The organism is Campylobacter concisus, assembly GCF_003048445.1.
GTDB lineage: Bacteria > Campylobacterota > Campylobacteria > Campylobacterales > Campylobacteraceae > Campylobacter_A > Campylobacter_A concisus_BF.
The window spans coordinates 35350-55875 of sequence record NZ_PIQW01000003.1; the positions used below are offsets into that span (position 1 = coordinate 35350).

A 20526-nucleotide genomic window follows, 5' to 3' on the forward strand; every position below is an offset into this window, starting at 1 on the left:
AAAGCATTTAAGCCATAGGAGGCAACATGGACGCAGATAAACTTATGTCATTGCAAGAGGCGATACTTCAAGCAAAAGAGATCATCAAAAACGCAGACGCCATAGTCATCACAGTAGGTGCTGGGCATTATTTGGACATTAATCTTTATAAAAATATAAATTTAGTTATAATGATAATATAAAATTTTTACAAGAAGTAGGATATGGCCGGATTTCAACAAATAAAAATAGCAGAGGCAATACTAGAAATAGGGATGGACAAATATCTTATTCCAGCATTTCAAAGGGAGTATGTTTGGTCTGGAGAGCAAGTGGAAAGACTATTTGATTCTATTATGCGAGGCTATCCTATTAGCTCTATGCTTTTTTGGAAAGTTAGAAGCGAAAGTGCAGAGCAATGGAAGTTTTACAGTTTTTTGAGATACTTTAGAGAATGGTATCATACCCATAACGAATACAAACCTACCAAAAGCATTAGTGAATTTTCGGCTATACTAGATGGACAACAAAGATTAACTTCGCTATATTTGGCGCTTTGCGGCGAATACCATACGCATAGGCCGTATAAAAAATGGGAAAATACAGACGATAAATTTAAAATTTGCGAATTTTATTTTAACCTAACCGCAAGTCAAGAATCTAAAAATGATAACGTAGAATATGAATTTTTATGGTTGGAAAAAACTGAAACTGGCAACAAAACCATTTATACGGATAAATTTGATCAAAAATGGTTTAGATGCAAAGATATATATCCTCATAGCAATAACGATGTAAAGGCTATGGAAATACAAGAAAATTTTGGTTTATCCAGCAAAGAAACTAAAAATTTAGCACTTTTTGAAAAAAGAGTATTTTCAGAAGATATTATCAGCTTCTATCAAGAAGATGATCAAAATCCAGAAAAAGCAGTGAATATATTTATTCGTATTAACTCGGGCGGGACACACCTTAGCTATTCTGATATCTTATTTAGTTATGCTATCGCAAACTGGAAAAAAAAAGATGCAAGAAAAGAGATCAATGAACTTGTCGATTTTATAAATAACTCTAAAGGCTTTAATATCTCGAAAGATTTAGCACTGAAAGCATTTTTGTATTTATATCACGAAAATATAAAATTTGACATAGGTAGTTTTAATAACGGTTTTATAGAAAATATCGAACAGCAATGGGATAATATAAAAATGGCTTTTCATAGCGTTTTTGATTTGCTCGGAAATTTTGGGTTTAATGCGCAAACAATGAGTTCAAATAATGCAATTTTGCCAGTACTTTATTATGTATATCATAAAAATTTAGCCAGCTCCATAGTTCACGGTACTGGACAAAAACAAACTAGAGAAGTTATAAAAAAATACTTACTAAGAGCTACGCTATTTAAGCCGTTTGGAGGAAGCGCAGATAGCGTTTTAACCACAACGAGAAAAGTATTTAAAAAGGATTTTAACGATAAAGTATTTTTTGACGAAAACATTGATGAATTTCCATTAGAAGGTATTGAAAAGTCCTATAAATATAGCAATACTATCGATGATGACTTTTTGCAAGATTTAATGCTGTATAGAAAAAATAGTCCAGAGGCCTTTGCCGTCTTATCTATCTTGTACCCAAATTTAGACACAAAGAATAACTTTCACAAGGATCATTTGCACCCAGAAAGTAAGTACAAAGAGTATAAAAAATTGATGGAGAAAAATAAAAAAGAATACTATGACTTTTCCATGTACGATGCCCTCCCTAATTTACAGTTGCTAGATGCAAACGAAAATATGGCTAAAAACGACAAGAGTCTTGAAGAGTGGGTTGAAAGCGAATGCAGAAACAAAGACAAGAATAAATTTTTAAAGGATCATTTAATACCTGATGTTAATTTGTCTTTAGACAATTTTGATGATTTTTATGAAAAACGCGAAAAACTAATGATAAGCAAATTACGAGAGTTACTATAGGGTACACTTTATAGTTGTATGTTAGTCCATTAATAAATTTAAGCCCAGATCTCTGGGTTTAAATATTTTACATCTCACATTCGATAAGTTAAAAATGTTTATAAAATTTTTGAGTGGGTGTTTGTCTAAAACGGATGATAAAATTTTTATAACTTTTTGGCAAAATTTTATATTCAAAATCAAACCAAAAGGTCAAAAAACTGTTACGAATATACATATTATCAAAGTCTTTAAAGGTGCTTGCCTCCCTAACGCCCTTTGGCAGATTATGTTATAGTCATTAGAGCTTATAATAGGCATCCAAATGAGCTTCTCATTGAGAGAGGCGCTTATTTTTTCCTTTTTGTAGTATAGCCTTGGCTCAAAATGCCAATATATCTCATCAATAGACAAAATTTCTTCTATAGTTATTGAGGCGCTAGACATCTGAGTGGGTATGATCGAGTTCTTCTTTGGAACAAACCATTTTTACCTCCTAAAAAATTTAAGAGGATATTAGCAAGAGTTAAAGACAGAAAAATGTCTTCTTTTGGGATATTTTATAGACAAATTTTGTCCATATTTTTATTTATACTAAAAACATAGGAGTAAAAATGAGCGATCAAGAAATTTGGCAAGAGTATGATGAGTTTTCTTTTTTGGCGCAGGCTAAGTCAAGCTATGACTACGTAAATAATGCAAATTTTATGAAATATAGCAACACTGAGATGTCAAAAGATTTCTACAGGCAAGCTGTTAAGGCACTAAATAATGCGTATGATGTCGTTACTGAGGCTAAATTTATACTGCAAAATCTAAAAAATGACTTTGGCTGTGAGAGCGAATTTATAAAAGAGATATGCTTGCAAATTTTAGATACAAACATGACGCCATACGAGCATCAAGAGGTGGCTAAAATGATAGAGAGCTATAGCTCTATTGCTTGATAAAATGGCTCTTTTGCGCCGCTACTTGCAGAGTTATAAATTTTAACTCCGTTTAAAACGTCCGTGCGAGATTTTGGCTCATGGATATGCCCACAAAGGATGATCTTTACCTTTAAAAGATTATTTTTTATAAGCCTTGCAAGCTCTATATCTCCGTGGTCCTTTTCATTTTTACTAATGCTCGTGCTTGTCTTTGCTGGGGGAACGTGTGTCAGTAAGATATCACACTCTGCAAATTCAAGCAGATCATCGCACAAGTAAGGCACGCAGCCAAATTTAACGCCTTTTATAGTTTTTATAGCGCCATCAGAGTATATGCTATTTATGGAATTTAGCCAAGATGGCGGCATATCGTGGTTACCAGAGCATACAAACACGGGCTTTTTAAAGCTTTTTAGCCACAAAGCAGTTTGCTCTTTTTCTTGTGCACTCTCTTTATATAGAAAATCACCGCTAAAACAAAAGATGTCAAATTTATTTTGAAGGGCTAAAATATAGTCAAAATAGCCAGCGCCAAAGTGCAGATCGCTAGCGTGGAAAAGTTTTATGCCGCTCATTTGTATCTATCAGCCTTTAATCCCCAAGCAAATTTGCGATCAAATTTACCACCATATCTTTTTGCTTTGGCTCGCTTTGAGCGATGAACAGTGCAAGTGCAACAAGGGCGTTGTCGCTCATCCTGTGCTCGCCGTTACTTTTAAAAAGCAGTTTGCATTTTGATAAAAACAATACAAATATAAATGATCCGATGCGCTTGTTGCCGTCGCTAAATGGGTGGTCTTTGATGATGTAGTAGATTAAATTTGCCGCTTTTTCTTGTGAGCTCGCCAAAAGATCAAGTCCGCCAAATGTCTGATAGATATTTTTTATTATCCCTTCAAATTCATCTGCCTTTTGGACGCCAAAGATATTTGACGCCTCACCCTTTTTTATAAGCTCTCTTTTTAGCTCACCCACTGCCATTAGCGCCTCGTCATATCCAAGGATAAAATTTTCGCCCACATCGCTTTTGCAGGGTCCGAGCGAGCCATCATCAAATTTTTGCAGTAGCGACCAGCTCTTTTTATAGTATCTGATAAGCTCTAGCGCTTCTTTATCGTTGCTGCTCATAGCGCCTCTTTGTCAGAAATTTATCTCTTTTAGATACTCGCTGACATCTTTTTTGACCTCGTCAGCTAGCTCTTTTGGCTCAAGTACCTTGATAAATGGCAGATAATAATATATGAGCGGTTTTATCTCCATTATGTGCGTAAATTCTATCTCGATCTCGACCGAGCCGTCGCTATCTTGACCAGTTATGCGCTGCTTTGCGTGCGGTTTTCGCTCGAAGTATTTTGCCACTTCTGGCGCTAGCAGTAGCCTTGCTGTTTTTGGAGCTTCTAGGTTTGCCCATGCCGAGTTCATCGCCTTTACACGCTCATCTAGCTCGCTACTTAGTTCAAATTTCTCCCCGCTATGCTTTATATCTTTTATGCTCTTTAGGTGAAATTTCTTAAATTTATTGCCCTTTTTGCTATCAAGTAAGAGCAGATACCAAAAACCCTCAAAAAGTGCCAGCTTTAGAGGCTTTACAAGAAACTCAAAGCCGTTATACGTGCATGTTATCTCCGCTTTTTCTCTTATAGCATCCTCAAGCGTTTGAAAATTTACAAGATCATCCTCGCTTAGCTTTTCGTTGTTTATGTTTGTAAGTATCGGGTGGTTTAGCTGCTGAGAAATTTGCTCTAGAAGCACGTGAGCCTTGCTGTAAAAATTTGATCCCATATTTTTTGCCACATTATCAAGGATATTTAGCACCACTCTATCATCGCCGTCTAGTCCGTCGCTCGCGTCCTCGTCGTTTAAGCTCCAGTAGTGCCCCTTTTTGACGGCACCATACTCTCTTAGCGTGTCGTAAAGGTCGCGCTGGATGGTCTTTGAGGTCACTCCAAGCATGGCTGTTAGCTCTTTTATCGTGTGCGGTCTCTCTCTTAGCTTTAGGGCTATCGTATTTATACGTTCAAATTTGCTGTTTTCTTGTTTGGTTATGATGGGTTTCATTAGGCCTCCTGGTTTGGGGATTATATCCAAATTAGGACTAGAGGGTGTCTTTTTTAGCATAATATCTGCCTAAGACCATCTAACGCGCCACATTTTAGACTTATGCCGATATACTCTGAGATGTAGTTATCTCGTGGGTTTATACGGATAAGAGTTGCTTTTTTTGAGCGTTTAACAAATTTCTCACCAAAATTTCTAATTGTTGGCACCGCAAGCCCAGCGCCTAGCTCTATGATCACAAAGCGGCTATCTTTGTTTTGCTCTAGCCACGCTTCATATCTTTTATACTGCTCGTTTATGCGCCTTGTATTTACCATCCAGTCGTAAAACATCACGATATTTGGGCGGCTTACACAGCCACACTCTGGGCAAACTGGCATATCTAAAGCGATAAAATTTTCTTCATCTATTTTGATGTCGCTACAAGTTTGCCATATAGCGCCATCACGCTTGTGGATGCACTGAGAGTAGTGGATCGAGCCGTGGCACTCGTAAATTTTCTCCTCGCTAAAGCCAGCCTTAGCAAAGTGTCCATCGACGTTTGAGGTATAGACAAAGTAGTTTTCTTTTTTACTTTTTACAAGATTTAAAAGCAGTCCAAATCCCTCGTGAGGCTCTGTGTTTTTGTATAAATTTAGTCTGTGCCCGTAAAATGCCCATGCTAGCTTTGGATCATCTAAAAACCACTGCGGATTTGCCATATCTTCAAAGCTTAAATTTTTATCCCTTAAAAGTGGATACGCCCTCCAAAATCCCACATCTCCCCTAAAATCAGGTAATCCACTATCTACACCCATGCCAGCACCTGCTGTGATGATAACCGCATCAGCCTCTAATATGATCTTTTTGATCCTGTCTATCTTCTCTTGCATTTTGATCCTTTCAAAGAAATTTGGGTAATTGTAATGAACTGATCAGACATTTTTGTGTCCGTTGTTTTTAATATATTTACTTTATAAAAGTGATATAATCGATTAATTAATTTTTAAAAAAGGGAGAGATAATGAAGGCAAATGAAAAAGATTTTTCATTTATGGCAACAGAAAATAATATAGAAATACCATTTTTTCAACGTCCTTACGTATGGAGCAAAATTCAATGGGAGCAACTTTTTGATGATCTACTTTATAGTTTTAAAGAAAGTAGATCGCATTTTCTAGGATCAATCATACTAAAACAACTACCAACTAGAACTGGAGAGTGGACTCGTAAAAGTTTAATAGATGGGCAGCAAAGACTTACTACATTTTCTATTTTAATTAAATCTATTTTTGACATATTGGAAAAAAATACTATTGGCGGTTACAGGCATTTTTTATATAAAATAATGCCAACAGAAGAAGATGCTCCCAAAATAAAACACTCTCAAATCAATAGAGCTTCTTTTGATGCTATTATAAAAGCCAAAGATTATTCTGAAGTATGTGATTTAAAAAATGACGATAAATTACTTGCTTGTTATAAGTATTTTTCAGAAAGACTAAAAGATAGTGTTTTAGAAAGAAACGAAATAATAAATTTTCTAAATTATATACTAACAACGAAACTGTGGGTTGTGATAGATTTGGAAGGTAATGAAGACGAACAAAAGATATTTGACTCTATAAACTCTGCAGGTTTAGTTTTATCATCAATGGACATTATTAAAAATGCAATATTTGATAGACTGATAAAATCAGGTAATATGAGCGAAGAAAAGGCAAAGGAAATATACGATGAGTATTGGAAAAGTATATTTGAAGGTTCAAATGAACGTTTAAAATTTTGGGAAGAAAAAGCTTCAAGAAGATATAGAAGCGAGATTTTACTTTATGCTTATGCTCTCATAAAAGGCTTTTTTAATATAGAAAAGCATACGCAAGATGGACTTAGTATGCTGTATAAAGAGTATATAAAAGATAAAAGCCAAGACGAGGTTTTAGATATTATAAAAGAGATAAATTGGTATGCAAATCTTTTTTATGAACTTCCTTGGGCGGATAAGGGCGAAACCTTTAAATTTAGCGATAACGAAAAAAGATTGCTTCATATAATGAGCATATCAGAATACAATGTTTTTATACCTCTCGTGTTAAAGCTACGTAGTTTAGAGCTTGATAAAAACGAGTTAGATGGGTGTTATGCTATGCTTGAAAATTTCATAATTAGACATTGGCTATGCAAAAAAGCGACAAATAGTATTAGTAAAATTGTTGGCAATAATATTAAAGATATTGATGGTAAAGAAACTATGAAACAAAAGCTTTTTATACCAGACTCAGAAGGAAAGCCAAAACTTAATATAACAAGTGATGACGAAATAAAAGAAGCTCTATTAAAAAAAATAAGTAATGATAGAGCCGGCTTAGTGCTATTTTGGATAGAGTTATATAATTGTAGAAGCGAAAAAAATGATATTAGTGAGTTGCAATATACCTATACACTAGAGCATCTTATGCCGCAAACTTGGCAAGAAAACTGGTCAAATGTTGGTAAAAATGAGGAAACGGCGAATGAATTAATATATCAAATAGGAAATATGGCACTTCTAAAAAGCAAGTTAAATACTGCTATACAAAACAATAACTGGGATAAAAAAAGAGAAGAGATACAAAAACATGCAATGCTTAAAATAACGCAAGAAGTTATAAAAAATAGAGTTTGGAATAAAAGTAAAATAGAAGAACGCTCAGAAAAAATATTTAATGATTTTCTTAAAATTTGGCAAAATCCAACTATAAATTAACTCTCTAAACTATAATGGACATTTTTTGTCCATTATAGTCGCTATAATTTCACAGATCGCAAAAAATGTATCGGCGATAAAAATCAAAAAAGGATAATCAATGATCTACGAACAACTTAAAATTCTCACACAAAACAGCGATAAAAAGGCGCTCTCAAAAGCACTTGGCTACGTAAGAGAGCAAAATTTCACAAGAGCACTTGCAAATTTAGAGGCAGCAAAGAGCCTAGATGAGTTCATCACAAAGGGGCACTTTGACTGGGCACACAGCTCAGAAACGCTCGTCCTAGCACTTAGCAAGCACTTTGCTCTTAACATAGACGCTGAGCTTAGCGAGGTGCGAAAATTCTACAACGAGCGAGTGAAATTTAGAGGCTCATATATCTATATAGATACGGATTTTAGGCGCAAAAGTGAGCCTATATTTGCCCTTGCTATGGCGCAGCACTTAAGATATATCAGCCTAACGCCGTTTTCAGATGAGCTTTGTTTTAAAGCATTGCACGAGCAGCTAGAAGTCATCTCAAAGATTACCAAAAACTACTATCAAAAAACGCAAACTCTGCCTATTTTTGGAGCTATAACTGGCTTTAAGCTCTATTTTTTAGGCAAAAACTACTCGATTGATACGGATGGCAAATTTATTGATAAAGAAATTTACGAACAAGTCGCGACGATTAAATTTTAAAGGACAAAAATGGGACAATTTACAAAGGAGCAAAGGCGAAAGCTAAATAGCATAAACGAAAGGCTCTATGACCTTGAGCGCCGTGTCGTGCCACGTGCAAAGCAGATAGACCTCTGCGCAAAAGATATAAAAGAGGCGTATGATCATTTTTGTGAGCTACTACTCTCTTTTTACTCAAAAGATAAACTTCTTATGCGATATGAGGAGTTCATGGATCATGCAAATGACTACTTTTATACGGAAAATCAAAACGAATTTAGAAACTGGCCCACACATGAGATGTCTGGCGAGTGGCACTGCTGGTTTTACCACTGCCTATATGACCATACGGATCTTAGCTGGGATGAAATTTTAACTATCGACAGGATGGATGGTAAGCTTCGCTCATGGTATGACTATACGCCTATAGATCTTTGCCTGGAGAAGCTAGAGTGTAGCGAGAGGGAAGAGTATATCTCTGATGCCAGCAAGGATCAGTGGGAGCAAATAGTAAAGATAAATAAAGCGCTAGCTAGCTATCAAGATATCCTAATAAGAGATGCAAAAATGCTTGAAAACAGGCTAAAAGCAAGGTTTGAGAGTGGATTTATCGAGGATTATGCTATGGAATTTCGTTTGGTCTTTCGCTTGCGCGAAGACGATCCAGATTATGATGAAAATGACGATAATTTCTTAGCTATCATAAATGAGCCTATCGTCCCTGGCGAAATGAGCAAGAAAAAGAGCCGCTGGACGCAAAACTGTAATGAATATTTTGGTAGCTCTGTCTATTTTGATAAGAAGGCATATTTTTGCTACATATTTGCAGCTTTTATAAACAACACACATATCTGTAAGATCAAAGACATACTACGTATAGGCTCTGTTGATATGGCGCTTTGCTGGGATGAATACTATGAAATTTAAAGCAAGACAAAAAATATTAAATTTTTAATTCAAATTTCTAAATATAGACATTTTTTGTCCATTTTGCTTGTTATAATTTCACATGTCACAAAGATATCTTGACAAAAAACAATTAAAACAAAGGAGAAAAAATGTCAAAGAAAAAAGTTGTTAAAACCGCTCCCATAATTGAGCAGTTTGTAGATCTAGCTAGCACACAAAGAGAACTAGCAGATGAATTAGGAGCTAAGTTTTTAGAATTTTGCAATTCATACCTAAATGAAAAATGTGTTATTACTAGAAGTGAATTTGCTTACCAAGACTCTTTTTTACCGGTAAATCTAAGTATCGAAGCTCACACTAAAAAACCGACTTCTAACACATCAATAGTAGATGCGTACATTGGTAATGTGCATTTTAGCTTAAATTATGATTATTCATATGAAGAGTATGATGATGACCATTTTAAAGATGAGTTAGTTAAGTTCTTAAATAAATAACACTTTATAGTAAAAATAAACCTACAATAGAAGATCGTGCTAGTCTAGTGTAAAAGATATTGAGCTACCATATAGTGGTGATACGTTGGAGTAAATAAAGAGCGTTTTAGGACGCTCTTTTTAAATTTATCTTTCACAGCAAATTTCTCAAATTTTATATTTATGGACATAAAAATGTCTTTTTGGCTAAGTAAAATAACTTCAACAAAAGCAAAAAAGGAGCTTATCATGCAAAAAGAGAATTTTTTCGTAGATAATGAGATATATGAGCTTGCAACACTTTGGGTGCTTCGTGCCATTTTTTATGCTGGAGGAGAAAAAGAGTTTTTAAGATGCAGAAGTGATGATGTTTTAGAGTTTTTGGATATATGCACAAGTGAGCCCAAAGAAGAAGACATCGAAGTTCTCAAGACTAAACTCGAGCTCCTTGAAAAAAGCAAAATTTCATGCGAGTTAAAAGAGCTTGAGCACAACCTAAATTTACTTCAAGAAAATTTAGGTCTAAATGAGACCGAAAAAGAGATTTTGAGATTTGTCGCGATCATGTATAACTATGAAGTAGTCTCAAACGCTTGTGATCTGCTAGGAGAGCTAAACACCAGACAAGCCATAAAAGCGATCTCAAAGATACTAAAACTAAAATTTAGCGATGTGCAAAATGCCTTTAGAAAAGATGGAGTTTTTGCTAGGACTTCGATACTAAAAATAGATAGTTACGGACGCAGTCTAAGGTCAAAAACCGATGTTATAAATAATAGTTTCATGGGTGATTTGTTTGTTGAGTGCAAAAGCATAGACGAGATATTTGAAAGTGCGATAAAGCCATGCAGCAAGACAAATTTAACTACAAAAAACTACCCTCACATAAAAGAAGATGTGAAAATTTTGCTCTCGTTTCTAAAAAACGCTATTCGCAAAAAGCAAAAGGGAGTAAATGTGCTCCTTTATGGCTCTGCAGGGACTGGTAAAACTGAGTTTAGTAAAGCAGTAGCTGGTGAGCTAAATTTAAAACTTTACGAAGTAGCTTATGATGATGGAGATGGCTACGCAAACGAGTACCAAAGGATAAGATCATATTGCCTTGCGCAAAGTGTATTGTCCGCCGGGTCAAATTTGCTCATGTATGACGAAGCAGAAGATATATTTAATACCAAAAATGATGAGAAAAGGCAGTATGGCAAAGCCTTTATAAATAGATCTCTTGAGACTAACGAAGTGCCAACTATCTGGATAACTAATAATATCCTTGATATGGATGAAGCTGTAGTTAGAAGGTTTAACCTAGCCATAGAGATAGGCATACCAACTGAAGATGTAAGAGCCAAGATCATAAAAAAATATAGTGAAAATTTGATAGATAGTAAGCTTGTTAAAAAACTAGCTAAAAATCGATTTGTAGCTCCAGCAGTCGTTAGTAACGCTAGCTTAGTCGTTTCAAATTTAAACACAAAAGACAAAAACAAAGCCTTTGAGCGAGTGATAAGCAACACACTAAAAGCACAAGGCTACGACGAGATAGAAAAAGATGAGAAGCCAAGCGTTGATCTGCCAAGCAGCTACGATCCAAATTTCGTAAACTCAGGCTGCGACCTAACTGAGCTAATGCAAGGCATAAAAGCGAGCAAAAACGCAAGAATGTGTCTTTATGGCGTGCCTGGAACTGGCAAAAGTGCTTACGCTAAATTTATCGCTAAAAGCCTAAAAAAGCCGATCATCATCAAAAAAGGAAGCGATCTTTTGTCTATGTATCTGGGAGAAACTGAGAAAAACATAGCACTAGCTTTCAAAGAAGCCAAAGATAAAAAAGCCGTGCTAGTCTTTGACGAAGTAGATAGCTTTTTGCAAGATAGAAGCATGGCTGCAAGAAGCTGGGAGGTGACCCAAGTGAATGAGATGTTAGTGCAGATGGAGAGCTTTGATGGCATCTTTATCGCTACGACAAATTTGATAGATAATCTTGATAAAGCCTGTCTTAGAAGATTTGATCTAAAGCTTGAGTTTGGATATTTATTGCCAGAGCAAGCGCGAAATTTGTTTAAAAAAGAGTGTGCGTTGTTAAAGGTCAAATTTGATGAAAACGCAAGTAAAAAGGTCTCAAACCTTGGCTTGCTAGCGCCTGGAGACTTTGCTAGTGTGAGAAGACAAGCTAAATTTAGACCTATAAAAAATGGCGACGACTTTTGCCGAAGGCTTGAGCTAGAAGTCGCACTAAAAAATGAAGAAAAGAGTGTGAAGATAGGGTTTTAGGGATGATCCCTAACGAGGTCTTTTGTCTGACTTGTCAGACAAAAAGTATCCTCGCCCAGATGAAATAAAAGATGGCTTTTTGATAGATGATATCATATGTATGCGAATAGTGAGCCGGTTATGGATTGTGTTTTTCGTTGTTTATTGATCCGTTTAATATAAATTAAAGAACATATAGCGAAATATTAAAAATCCATAAAATTAAGCATAATTATATAATCTTAAATAGCCTTAAATTTATAAATCAATCTTTATTCTTTATACTACAGCACTATCATTTTAAATAGTTTACTACACTCACCTTTCCCCTCCTTGATCAAATTTTACCTCTTCAACTAGATCCTTTAGAATTTTCGGAGTTACTGGCTCTCCATAAGTATTCATAGTGATCTTGTATTGTTGTTCATGCCCTACAAGAGCAGCTATATGCTCAACCCTTTGACCACTTTGAATGAGCTTGTTTATAAAAGTGTGCCTAAATGAGTGAAACGTCCTTGTCTTATCACCATCTTTTATAACTTGAGTATTTACCTTCTTTCTAAAATACTCAGAGAAGTCTTTATTGTTGCAATTAAATAGCCTAACTGCTTTGCCGCATTGCTTAGCTAGCTTCTTTTTACTCTCTATAAATTCAAACAGTCCAATGCTATTTAGCTTAGAGTGGATAGGAACAATCCTTACAGAGTTTCTAGTCTTTAAAGTCTTGCTCTTGCCCGTTTTTACATCTATTTTTGTATTTAAACTAAAGCATACTATGTTATATTTTTCGACTATGTCATCTGTGTTTAACTGGATTATCTCATTTAGTCTCATACCAGAGTAAGCTGCTATATGAGTAACGAAAAATAGCTCATCTTTGCTAATCCTTTGACTTTTAGTATCACCACTTGACCTGATCTTACTAACAATATCCAAAAGTGCATTTACGTCACTATCTTCATAAGGGTTTTTATTTGTAACATCATCTTGGTTTAAATTTATTTGTAGATCTATAGCCGGGTTCTTATCTATATAGTCACTATCGTAGCAGTATTTAAAAAACTCACTAACTCTAACAATATATTTCTTGATAGTTGATTTAGAAATTTTTGGTCTATCTTTTGCCAAAGCTATGATCTCATCTAGGCTTTTATCTTTATAGAGACTATTTTGAGAGAGTTTGGTTGGTAGTTGTAGTAAGACATTTCTAAAATTTAGCAACTCATCTCTTTTTATCTTTTTAATATCTAGCTCATCGCCAAATTTCATGGACATGAGCCGCCCTACATGTCTAACAAGGCCAAATGTGCTATCACTCCAGTTGTTTGAAATGCTTGTGTTTGATACATAGTTTTCAAAAGCGCTCTTTAGCGTGAGCATGTCAGCTTTTATTTCGTTTTTAGCAGTTGAGCCTAGCTGTGATATAAAGCTTTTAGCTCTATTTGAAAAGAGCTTTTGAAAGAAATTTATAGCTTCATTAAAAGTCATGCCACTAGCATCACTTGTATCATCTATCACAAGATCTTTAGCCTCAATGTCACTTAAAACTATGCCTTTATCTTCGTATTCATCTGCCTTATATAGCTTTACCTGACCACCAAAGGTAGGATCATTTAAATTTCCATATCCAAATTTTAGATCATCACTTAGCTCATTGTCTCCATCTAGCGATAACTCACAACCAAATATTCTTAGGATATCGTTTTGTGTGAGTGCTCCCTTTTGTTTTGCTAGCTCATTTATAGCATCTCTTAGCTCACAAACAGAGTGCTTTAAGGATTTTTTAGTAAAAGGTAGTACCAAATTCTGCTTTTTTAAAGCCTCTATATCGTCTTGATAGCTATCTATGTTAGCCTCTTTAATGCCCTTTACTATCTCGTCTTTGGTGCCATCATCTAAATTTGTGCTCTTATGCTTTTTGCCAAGTGGCACAAATGCCTGTTGCTTATCATTTAGTAGCTTTTGGTTTTTGCACATCTTATATGATATGTGATTTATATTATCTATCGTTGCCTCAAGCACTCTTTTGCCAAGAAGCTTTTTGGTGTGAGAGTCAGTGCAAGATAGCTTTTTGCAGATATCATCAACCTCTTTTGATATGACGCTGGGTAAGCTATCTTCTTTTAAACTCTGTTTTAAAAACAAATTTAGTGATAGTAGTCCATCTAAATTTATATATCTGCCAAGCATATCATGCTCTTTGATACTTTTGGCCTCCTTGGCTTTTAAAAGCATAAGCACCAGGTGCTCTATAAGTTCGCTGCTCAAATTCATCTTCCATGCCTTTTTGATCGCGTTAAAAATTATAGAGTAGATCTTAGCACGATTTTTTGCTGTATCAAAGCGTTTTGTGAGGAAGGAGGTTATGTATTCGGTTTTATTACCAAAATAAGGCCTCAAATATAGTGGAATGGCTACTCTAAAGTAATATATGCCATTTCGTTTGACTAGATATTGCATCTTTGTTACCTATGCAATATAACTTTGTAGCAAAATGTAGCAGATACCTAGTGTGAAACTGGCTGTGTGCCGTCTTTTTGGTGCTTACATAAGGCTTATTTTTAAACCCTCATAAGCCGGAGGTCGGGAGTTCAAGTCTCCCCTTTGACACCATAGATGTCCTACTTATCGATACTTTAACTGCCCTTTTTGCAGTTTCCCTTTCTTTAAAATTTCCTAAAAGTATGGTACAGTTTTTTAAATTTTTGCAAAATACTTTCGGTAAATTTACCCTTTACTTATTGTTAAATTTTCTATTATTAAAAGATTGGATAGCAAATATTTTAAAATTTTTTATAAAGTCCTCTTTTTTACGCTTAGCAAAATTCTAACTCATATCTCATTTAGACTTACTTTTACTGGTTTTTCACCTCTTGCTAGGGCAGTATCTACCGCTTTACTTAGATGATACTCTTCTATTATCTCTGCCATTTTTCATAGCTGAAAAATTTACTTGTATGGTTTGCATTAATAGGCTTGGCATAAGTGTTTAGCAAAATTTTATACTGCAAACTTACTATATACATAAGGCAATTAAATACAAGTTCTATGTTGTATAAAGAAAGAAAATCGGAGCAGAAAATTCCCCCTCCGATTTATGATTGAAGTTTAAGCTGCTTTAATCTCTTGCAGTCTATACCATGCGATGATTTGTAAAACAAATGCCACAATCAACAAGATGTAACCAATGATTATAAATAAAGTAATAGTTCCAACAACCGAACCTATAAAATAGTAGAGGAAAAATTTATCGCCAGATATATTTGAAAGCTCGTTATAGACTTGAAATTCTTTGAAAAATGCATAAATCATACCTACAACGCCCGCTAAGCCTAAAATGACTCCAAAAATAGCACCTGTCCCACCAGCATTCGCATAGCCAGAGCCCATACCAGCAAAGCCTAATGCTCCAGTTATCGCGCCGATTGAGATCAGGATAGTCGATGCTACCGCGACAACTAGATATAAGATATAGTTTTTCTTTAGTGTAGGACTACCAACTTTATCTGATAGCTTAAATATAGCAAACAACATACATAAAAATCCAGCGATAAAAAAGATAAATCCGATGAATGGGATAATGCCCAAAATAGGTAAGGCTGAACCTGCTAATCCCAGCGTTCTAATGGTAGATAAATCATTGCTTTTAATATCAAAATTTATGTTATCTAAATTTAGATTCATAGATTTTGCTTTTGTGAGATAGATTTGTTTTGCAGTTTGTCCATCTGCGATAAAATCAACCTCATCGCCTTGTTTTAAAACTATGGCAGCTCCGTCTTTTGCCACCGAAGCTACGTCTTCTTGTAGATAAGTAAAACGCTGATCATCAGCATTTAATATTATGCCAGGAGCTAATACAGTCCCTTTCATGTTTATTCCTTTAAGATTAAGATAAAAAACGCTTATTATAGATTTGTTAAACAAAGTGTTGGCTTAAGTTTATAAGGCATAAAAGATAATTTTATAGAAACTAAATAATGTGGGGGGGGATTATGTATAGACTACTTTATAGCATTAGCTTCTCTTTTTAGTATAACTGGCGACAAAAGAACTTATATAATAGGTCAATCTCTAATTAAATTTTTGAAAAGCAATTAATTTAATTGCGAGAATCTCAGGCTAAAAAATGGATTATGTTTTTAGGCATTGACCCTTTCTCATTCTTTCCTCTCCCCCAACCATCTCTATAACACTATCATCATAGATCTAAATAAAACAGCAATATAGAACTAGAGCCAACTGATCGCAATTGTGATAAAGTGGTTATAAAGTATCTTGAATAGGCAAAGAAAGCGATCATGTGATTTATGATAAAAAATTTAATAGGAAATAGTTTTTAAATTTTTTGGATTTGCAACATAGTTGTGAATTTGGATAGTAAATATTTTAAATTTTTGTCAAGCTTTTGCCACTCTTTTAAAGCACTTGGCAAGAACTCTAACTCATAGCTCATCTAGGCTTACTTTTATTTGTGTCAAATAATAATTTTTTAAATAATAAGAAATAGCGAAGAGAAAAACTCTTCGCATAATTGATTATAGGTGATCTTCGGGTGCAGTTGTTGGCATGAAAAATGTAGTTGGAGTAAGGTCAAGCGTCTCACCTGATGGGTTGGTAGCTTTTGCCTCAACTGTGTGGTAGTCAAGCATAGAGTCTTTATAATCAACTTTTGCCTCTACGCTCCATTTGCCATTCTCATCAGCTCTTGTTGTTAAAATATCTTGTATCTCAACTGGAGTTCTCGTTTCTGTATTAAAATCATAACCATGATGTTTAACAACTAATGTTATCTCAGCATTTGCTTCTGCTGTGCCCTCAAATGTTGGCTTTCTATCCCCATCAACAGGTCTATAAACAGGACTATAATCGCCTTGCACTTCTGTTAGATCACTAAATTCATCATCATATATGCGCTCTATTGAGAATGCACCATTTTTTGGTGTGAAGTTTTTAGGTATGCTTGTAAAACTTTCATTGCCAGCAGGATCAGATACCTGTGTTGTGAAAGAGTATTCGCCAGGCGTAAAGTGTTCTGGAAAACCATCACCCATTGTAGTTTTATCTACTGTGAAATTACCATTATCATCAGCTTTTACCTTGCCTTCAAAAACTGTATGCGTTCCACTATCTTCTATTTTGCCTATTTTTACATTTATTTCAGAATTTGGCTCAGTCTTACCACTCATTGATGGCTCAGGATCACTATCGCTCATAGAAATTACATTTTTTCTTATAATGTTATGTGGTAAATCTGTCCACTCTACTGTTGGCCTAGTTGCATCAATAGTAACCTCAGCCCCTTTGCTGCTAAGGCTTCTCTCGCCATCTACAACAGCCACAGTTGTGATAGTGTGCTTTCCATCAGGAAGGTCATTTTGCACTACATACTCCCAAGTGCCATCATCATAGGCTCTTGTTTCATCTATCTTGTTGCCATTGTCATAGATTTCAACTATAGCTCCAGCCTCTGCTGTTCCTTTAATAAATGGTCTATTATCGTTTGATAGATCACCTATTACATCGGCATTCCATTTACCACCATACTTGCCATCTATTATTGTTGTGATTGTTGGAGTTGGAACATTGCTAGTTGGATATATCGCGTCAATAGCAGCTGCAAGGTTGTCAAGTGTAACTGCACCACCTACACCTGTTTGAACTGGGGCATTTGTGCTTGTTTGAGATGAAAGATTATTAAAATTCGCACTTATATTTGAGTAGTGACCACCTTGTGCAAAGCTAGCAGCACCAAGACTTACTCCGTCACCGCCAGCGTTTCCACCAGCTTGGTTTCCACCAGCTGCAGTCTCTTCTAAGCCAGCTAGACCTTCACCGCTTAAGATTGATTTTTGAAGTGAGGTTATGTCTGCTGTTGTTTGAGAATTTTCACCAACACTTTGGTCTAAATTTATTGAGTCTTTGCCTATTAAGCTTATCTCTTTGCCATCCGCTTTTGCTATTACTACTTTTGCGTCAGTTGATTCAGTGACTATCTTTTCACCTTGATATACTATGTCACCTACTTTTAACTCTCTGCTTTCACCTGTTAGGCTTACAGCTTTTACGCTTCCTTGCGTTACATTTTTTACTACGCCTATTTCCTTTGACATGTGTCTCCCTTTTTAAATTTTTTACCTAAATTTAGCAGTTTTACTAAAATCAAACCATTGTACTTTGGTACAGTTGTGACATATTTATGACTGGTAATTTTGTAAATTTAGATTTTGTGGGGGTTTGAAATAGTTATAAAATTTTAGATATTGCAAAGAAATTTATATCAAATTCCTTTGCAAATTTGGATTTATTTTACAAAAAACTCTTGTGCTAGCTTTTTATCTTCAGGTTTGATGATAAATTTCTCATTAGCGATGCTAACTTCAAATTCATTTTCTCTACTAGCTCTTGTATAAGCTAGCGCGAGCCTTGCGGCAAGCTCTTTGTCGGCCTTGCTAGCGTTTTTACTTATAAAACTAACAGCCCCAACTATATCATCTCGCTCATCAAATTTGATCTTAGTAAATTTATCATTTGGATGCGCCAAAAGTGCGTTATTATCGCTCTCGTCACGGCCTATTATCATTTTTGCACCCTCCGGCAAGCGCAAATGCCTACCAAGCTTTAGCCACACGACATCGATATCTCTCATCTCTTTATCAAATTTCAAGTAGTCTTTTATCTTCACGGCAAAGCTCTCGATCGTTAGCAAACAGCCACCTCCTGGCGTTGCAAAGTCTTCAAAGCCAAATTCCTTTGCCAAAGCAAGCTGTGGCTTTCTATCGCGTCCGCTTATATCAAGTAGCTTCTCTCTATCGACCCAGCCCTCGCGCTCTGGCTTAGTTGGTGGCAAGAGCTTAGCGCACATCGGACGAAGCACCAGATCGTCCTCATCATCAGCTAGGCGCTTAACCTGAAAAAGTGCGTCTCTGCGCTGGCTCATCGGCCTTTGACCCACGACTTCGCCTGTGATGATGAAATTTGCATTTTCGCTTTTTAGCATATTTAGAGCTGTTTTAAACATATATCCGTGGCAGTCGATGCAAGGGTTAAACTGCTTGCCGTAGCCGTATTTTGGGCTAAAAAGCACGTCACGAAGATACTCGTTTCTCATATCAACCACCTTTAGGCTAGCTCCAGCCAAGGCTGCACGGTGCCTTAAAACTTCGTGCTTCTCCTCATCCACGCCAAATCCAGTATCCATATAAAGTGCGACCACTTCGATACCCTGATCGCTTATTATTTTCATAGAGAGCATACTATCAAGCCCTCCGCTAAACAAAGCTAAAGCCTTCATTTTTGTCCTGAAAGTAAAATTTAAAGCCTAAATTTACTAAATCTAGGCTTTTATGAAGTTTATTTAGCAGCGTTAATTATGATTTTTTTTATGACTTCGCTTGCGGCTTTTAGGCTGCTAACTGGCAAATACTCGTAGATAGAGTGAAAGTTGTTTGCCCCTGTGAATAAATTTAGCGTTGGCACACCCTTTGCAGAGATCGCAGCGCCGTCGTATCCGCCACGCATCGGCTTTATGTTTGGCGTGATATTTAGTTCATTAAAGGCATCTTTTGCTAGTTTTATAGGCAGTGAGTTTTCATCTTTTAAGAACTTAAAGACATTTTCATAGCGTGTTGTTAGCGTGACCTCACAGCACTCACCATAAATTTTATTAAAAGAATTTGCCATGTCGCTTAAAAACTCAAGCCTTTTTTGAAATTTAATCTCGTCAAATTCTCTTATATCGATCTTTAGCGTCGTTTTTGCGCTGTTTCCGCTAAGCTCTTTCACCCAGAAATAGCCCTCTTTGCCCTCGGTGCACTCTGGCACTTCGCCGCCTGGCAAGAGCGAGATAAATTTATGCGCTAGAAGTAGCGAATTTACAAGCTTGCCCTTTGCGTTCATCGGGTGAGCCGAAACGCCTTTAAAGACCATCGTGCAGTCAGCTGCGTTCCAGTTTTCATATATTAGCTCGCCTATTTCGCAGCAGTCTAAGCAGTAGCCAAAGTCAGCCCCAAGCAAATTTACATCAAGCGCTTTTGCACCAAGCAAGCCCTGCTCCTCATCAGGCACGAAGCAGATCACGATCTTGCCGTGCTTTACATCAGGATTTTGCATGAAAAAGCTAGCCATATTTACGATACTGGCGATCGCCGCCTTATCGTCAGCGCCAAGCAAGCTAGTGCCGTCAGTCACCACTATGTCGTCACCAACGTATTTTTTAAGCTCTGGATTGTCGCTAAATTTAAGGTAAATTCCCTGCTCTTCATTTAGGCAGATGTCGCCGCCTGTGTATTTTACGATCTTAGCTTTTGTGTCATTTTTTTGCTCACTACTTGTATCTAAGTGCGCAAAAAAGGCGATACTTGGGGCATTTTCGCAGTTTGCAGGAATTTTTGCTATCAAGATAGCATTATCTTGCAAGATGATATCTTTTATACCAAGTGAGCTAAGCTCATCTTTTATAAAAAGAGCCAGCTCATACTCGGTTGGATTAGAAGGCATGACGCCTTTTAATCCATTCTCTTTATTTGTCGTGGTGTTAAATTTCGTATAGTTTATAAATCTCTCTACGATATCCATTTTTCAT

At 36.0% G+C, this 20526-nt stretch carries 18 protein-coding genes; 8 read left to right on the top strand and 10 right to left on the bottom strand.

Features of this window, described 5'->3' with window-relative positions; genetic code table 11:
- Positions 1–26: 26 nt before the first annotated feature.
- The 3 genes from CVT14_RS10635 (at position 27) to CVT14_RS02330 (ending at position 2878) form a co-directional block, all read left to right on the top strand.
- Entirely contained in the window at positions 27–182 is a 156-nt protein-coding gene (locus CVT14_RS10635; RefSeq protein ID WP_159071742.1) for a hypothetical protein, read from the top strand.
- Between the two features lie 21 nt (positions 183–203).
- On the top strand, positions 204–1952 hold the full coding sequence (locus CVT14_RS02320; RefSeq protein ID WP_107849600.1) for a DUF262 domain-containing protein: 1749 nt from the start codon (positions 204–206) through the stop codon (positions 1950–1952).
- 593 nt (positions 1953–2545) lie between these two features.
- The gene (locus CVT14_RS02330; RefSeq protein ID WP_107849601.1) at positions 2546–2878 is read left to right on the top strand and encodes a hypothetical protein; all 333 of its coding nucleotides are present in this window, start codon (positions 2546–2548) and stop codon (positions 2876–2878) included.
- Here the strand turns inward: CVT14_RS02330 and CVT14_RS02335 are convergent.
- From CVT14_RS02335 to CVT14_RS02350, 4 genes are read right to left on the bottom strand one after another with little or no spacing between them, the layout of a single operon-like run.
- Positions 2860–3435 carry a metallophosphoesterase family protein gene (locus CVT14_RS02335; RefSeq protein WP_107849602.1) on the bottom strand — a complete coding sequence of 192 codons (576 nt, stop codon included), beginning with the start codon at positions 3433–3435 and terminating at the stop codon, positions 2860–2862. The genes CVT14_RS02330 and CVT14_RS02335 overlap by 19 nt on opposite strands.
- 16 nt (positions 3436–3451) lie before the next feature.
- Complete coding sequence (locus tag CVT14_RS02340; protein WP_107849603.1) at positions 3452–3988, bottom strand: type II toxin-antitoxin system death-on-curing family toxin; 537 nt, start codon at positions 3986–3988, stop codon at positions 3452–3454.
- Between the two features lie 12 nt (positions 3989–4000).
- Positions 4001–4918, bottom strand: coding sequence for a helix-turn-helix transcriptional regulator (locus CVT14_RS02345; RefSeq protein ID WP_021093415.1), 918 nt, complete (start codon positions 4916–4918; stop codon positions 4001–4003).
- A 53-nt stretch (positions 4919–4971) separates the two neighbouring features.
- Positions 4972–5790: an SIR2 family NAD-dependent protein deacylase gene (locus tag CVT14_RS02350; protein ID WP_107849604.1), complete on the bottom strand. Its 819-nt coding sequence runs from the start codon at positions 5788–5790 to the stop codon at positions 4972–4974.
- A gap of 131 nt (positions 5791–5921) precedes the next feature.
- On the opposite strand from CVT14_RS02350, the gene CVT14_RS02355 reads away from it, so the two are divergent.
- The 4 genes from CVT14_RS02355 (at position 5922) to CVT14_RS02370 (ending at position 9716) form a co-directional block, all read left to right on the top strand.
- The gene (locus CVT14_RS02355; protein ID WP_107849605.1) at positions 5922–7643 is read left to right on the top strand and encodes a DUF262 domain-containing protein; all 1722 of its coding nucleotides are present in this window, start codon (positions 5922–5924) and stop codon (positions 7641–7643) included.
- Positions 7644–7743: 100 nt separating this feature from the next.
- Positions 7744–8331: a hypothetical protein gene (locus CVT14_RS02360; RefSeq protein WP_107849606.1), complete on the top strand. Its 588-nt coding sequence runs from the start codon at positions 7744–7746 to the stop codon at positions 8329–8331.
- Positions 8332–8340: 9 nt separating this feature from the next.
- Positions 8341–9237, top strand: coding sequence for a hypothetical protein (locus CVT14_RS02365; RefSeq protein WP_107849607.1), 897 nt, complete (start codon positions 8341–8343; stop codon positions 9235–9237).
- A 131-nt stretch (positions 9238–9368) separates the two neighbouring features.
- On the top strand, positions 9369–9716 hold the full coding sequence (locus CVT14_RS02370) for a hypothetical protein (protein WP_107849608.1): 348 nt from the start codon (positions 9369–9371) through the stop codon (positions 9714–9716).
- 44 nt (positions 9717–9760) lie between these two features.
- On the opposite strand, the gene CVT14_RS10935 is transcribed toward CVT14_RS02370, so the two are convergent.
- Positions 9761–9886 carry a hypothetical protein gene (locus CVT14_RS10935; RefSeq protein ID WP_265094436.1) on the bottom strand — a complete coding sequence of 42 codons (126 nt, stop codon included), beginning with the start codon at positions 9884–9886 and terminating at the stop codon, positions 9761–9763.
- Positions 9887–9944: 58 nt separating this feature from the next.
- Between CVT14_RS10935 and CVT14_RS02375 the strand changes: the two genes are divergently transcribed.
- Complete coding sequence (locus CVT14_RS02375; protein ID WP_107849655.1) at positions 9945–11963, top strand: AAA family ATPase; 2019 nt, start codon at positions 9945–9947, stop codon at positions 11961–11963.
- A 297-nt stretch (positions 11964–12260) separates the two neighbouring features.
- Here the strand turns inward: CVT14_RS02375 and CVT14_RS02380 are convergent, their stop codons facing one another.
- The 5 genes from CVT14_RS02380 to pepT all read right to left on the bottom strand — a co-directional run bounded on the left by CVT14_RS02380 (position 12261) and on the right by pepT (position 20519).
- On the bottom strand, positions 12261–14402 hold the full coding sequence (locus CVT14_RS02380; protein WP_107849609.1) for a tyrosine-type recombinase/integrase: 2142 nt from the start codon (positions 14400–14402) through the stop codon (positions 12261–12263).
- A gap of 648 nt (positions 14403–15050) precedes the next feature.
- Positions 15051–15815, bottom strand: coding sequence for a DUF996 domain-containing protein (locus tag CVT14_RS02385; RefSeq protein WP_107849610.1), 765 nt, complete (start codon positions 15813–15815; stop codon positions 15051–15053).
- Positions 15816–16480: 665 nt separating this feature from the next.
- Positions 16481–18055: an Ig-like domain-containing protein gene (locus CVT14_RS02395; protein WP_021089871.1), complete on the bottom strand. Its 1575-nt coding sequence runs from the start codon at positions 18053–18055 to the stop codon at positions 16481–16483.
- A 191-nt stretch (positions 18056–18246) separates the two neighbouring features.
- A complete protein-coding gene (locus CVT14_RS02400) occupies positions 18247–19236 on the bottom strand; it encodes an argininosuccinate synthase domain-containing protein (RefSeq protein WP_107849611.1) in 990 nt (329 codons plus the stop codon).
- A gap of 59 nt (positions 19237–19295) precedes the next feature.
- The gene (pepT, locus tag CVT14_RS02405; protein ID WP_107849612.1) at positions 19296–20519 is read right to left on the bottom strand and encodes a peptidase T; all 1224 of its coding nucleotides are present in this window, start codon (positions 20517–20519) and stop codon (positions 19296–19298) included.
- Positions 20520–20526 lie beyond the last annotated feature (7 nt).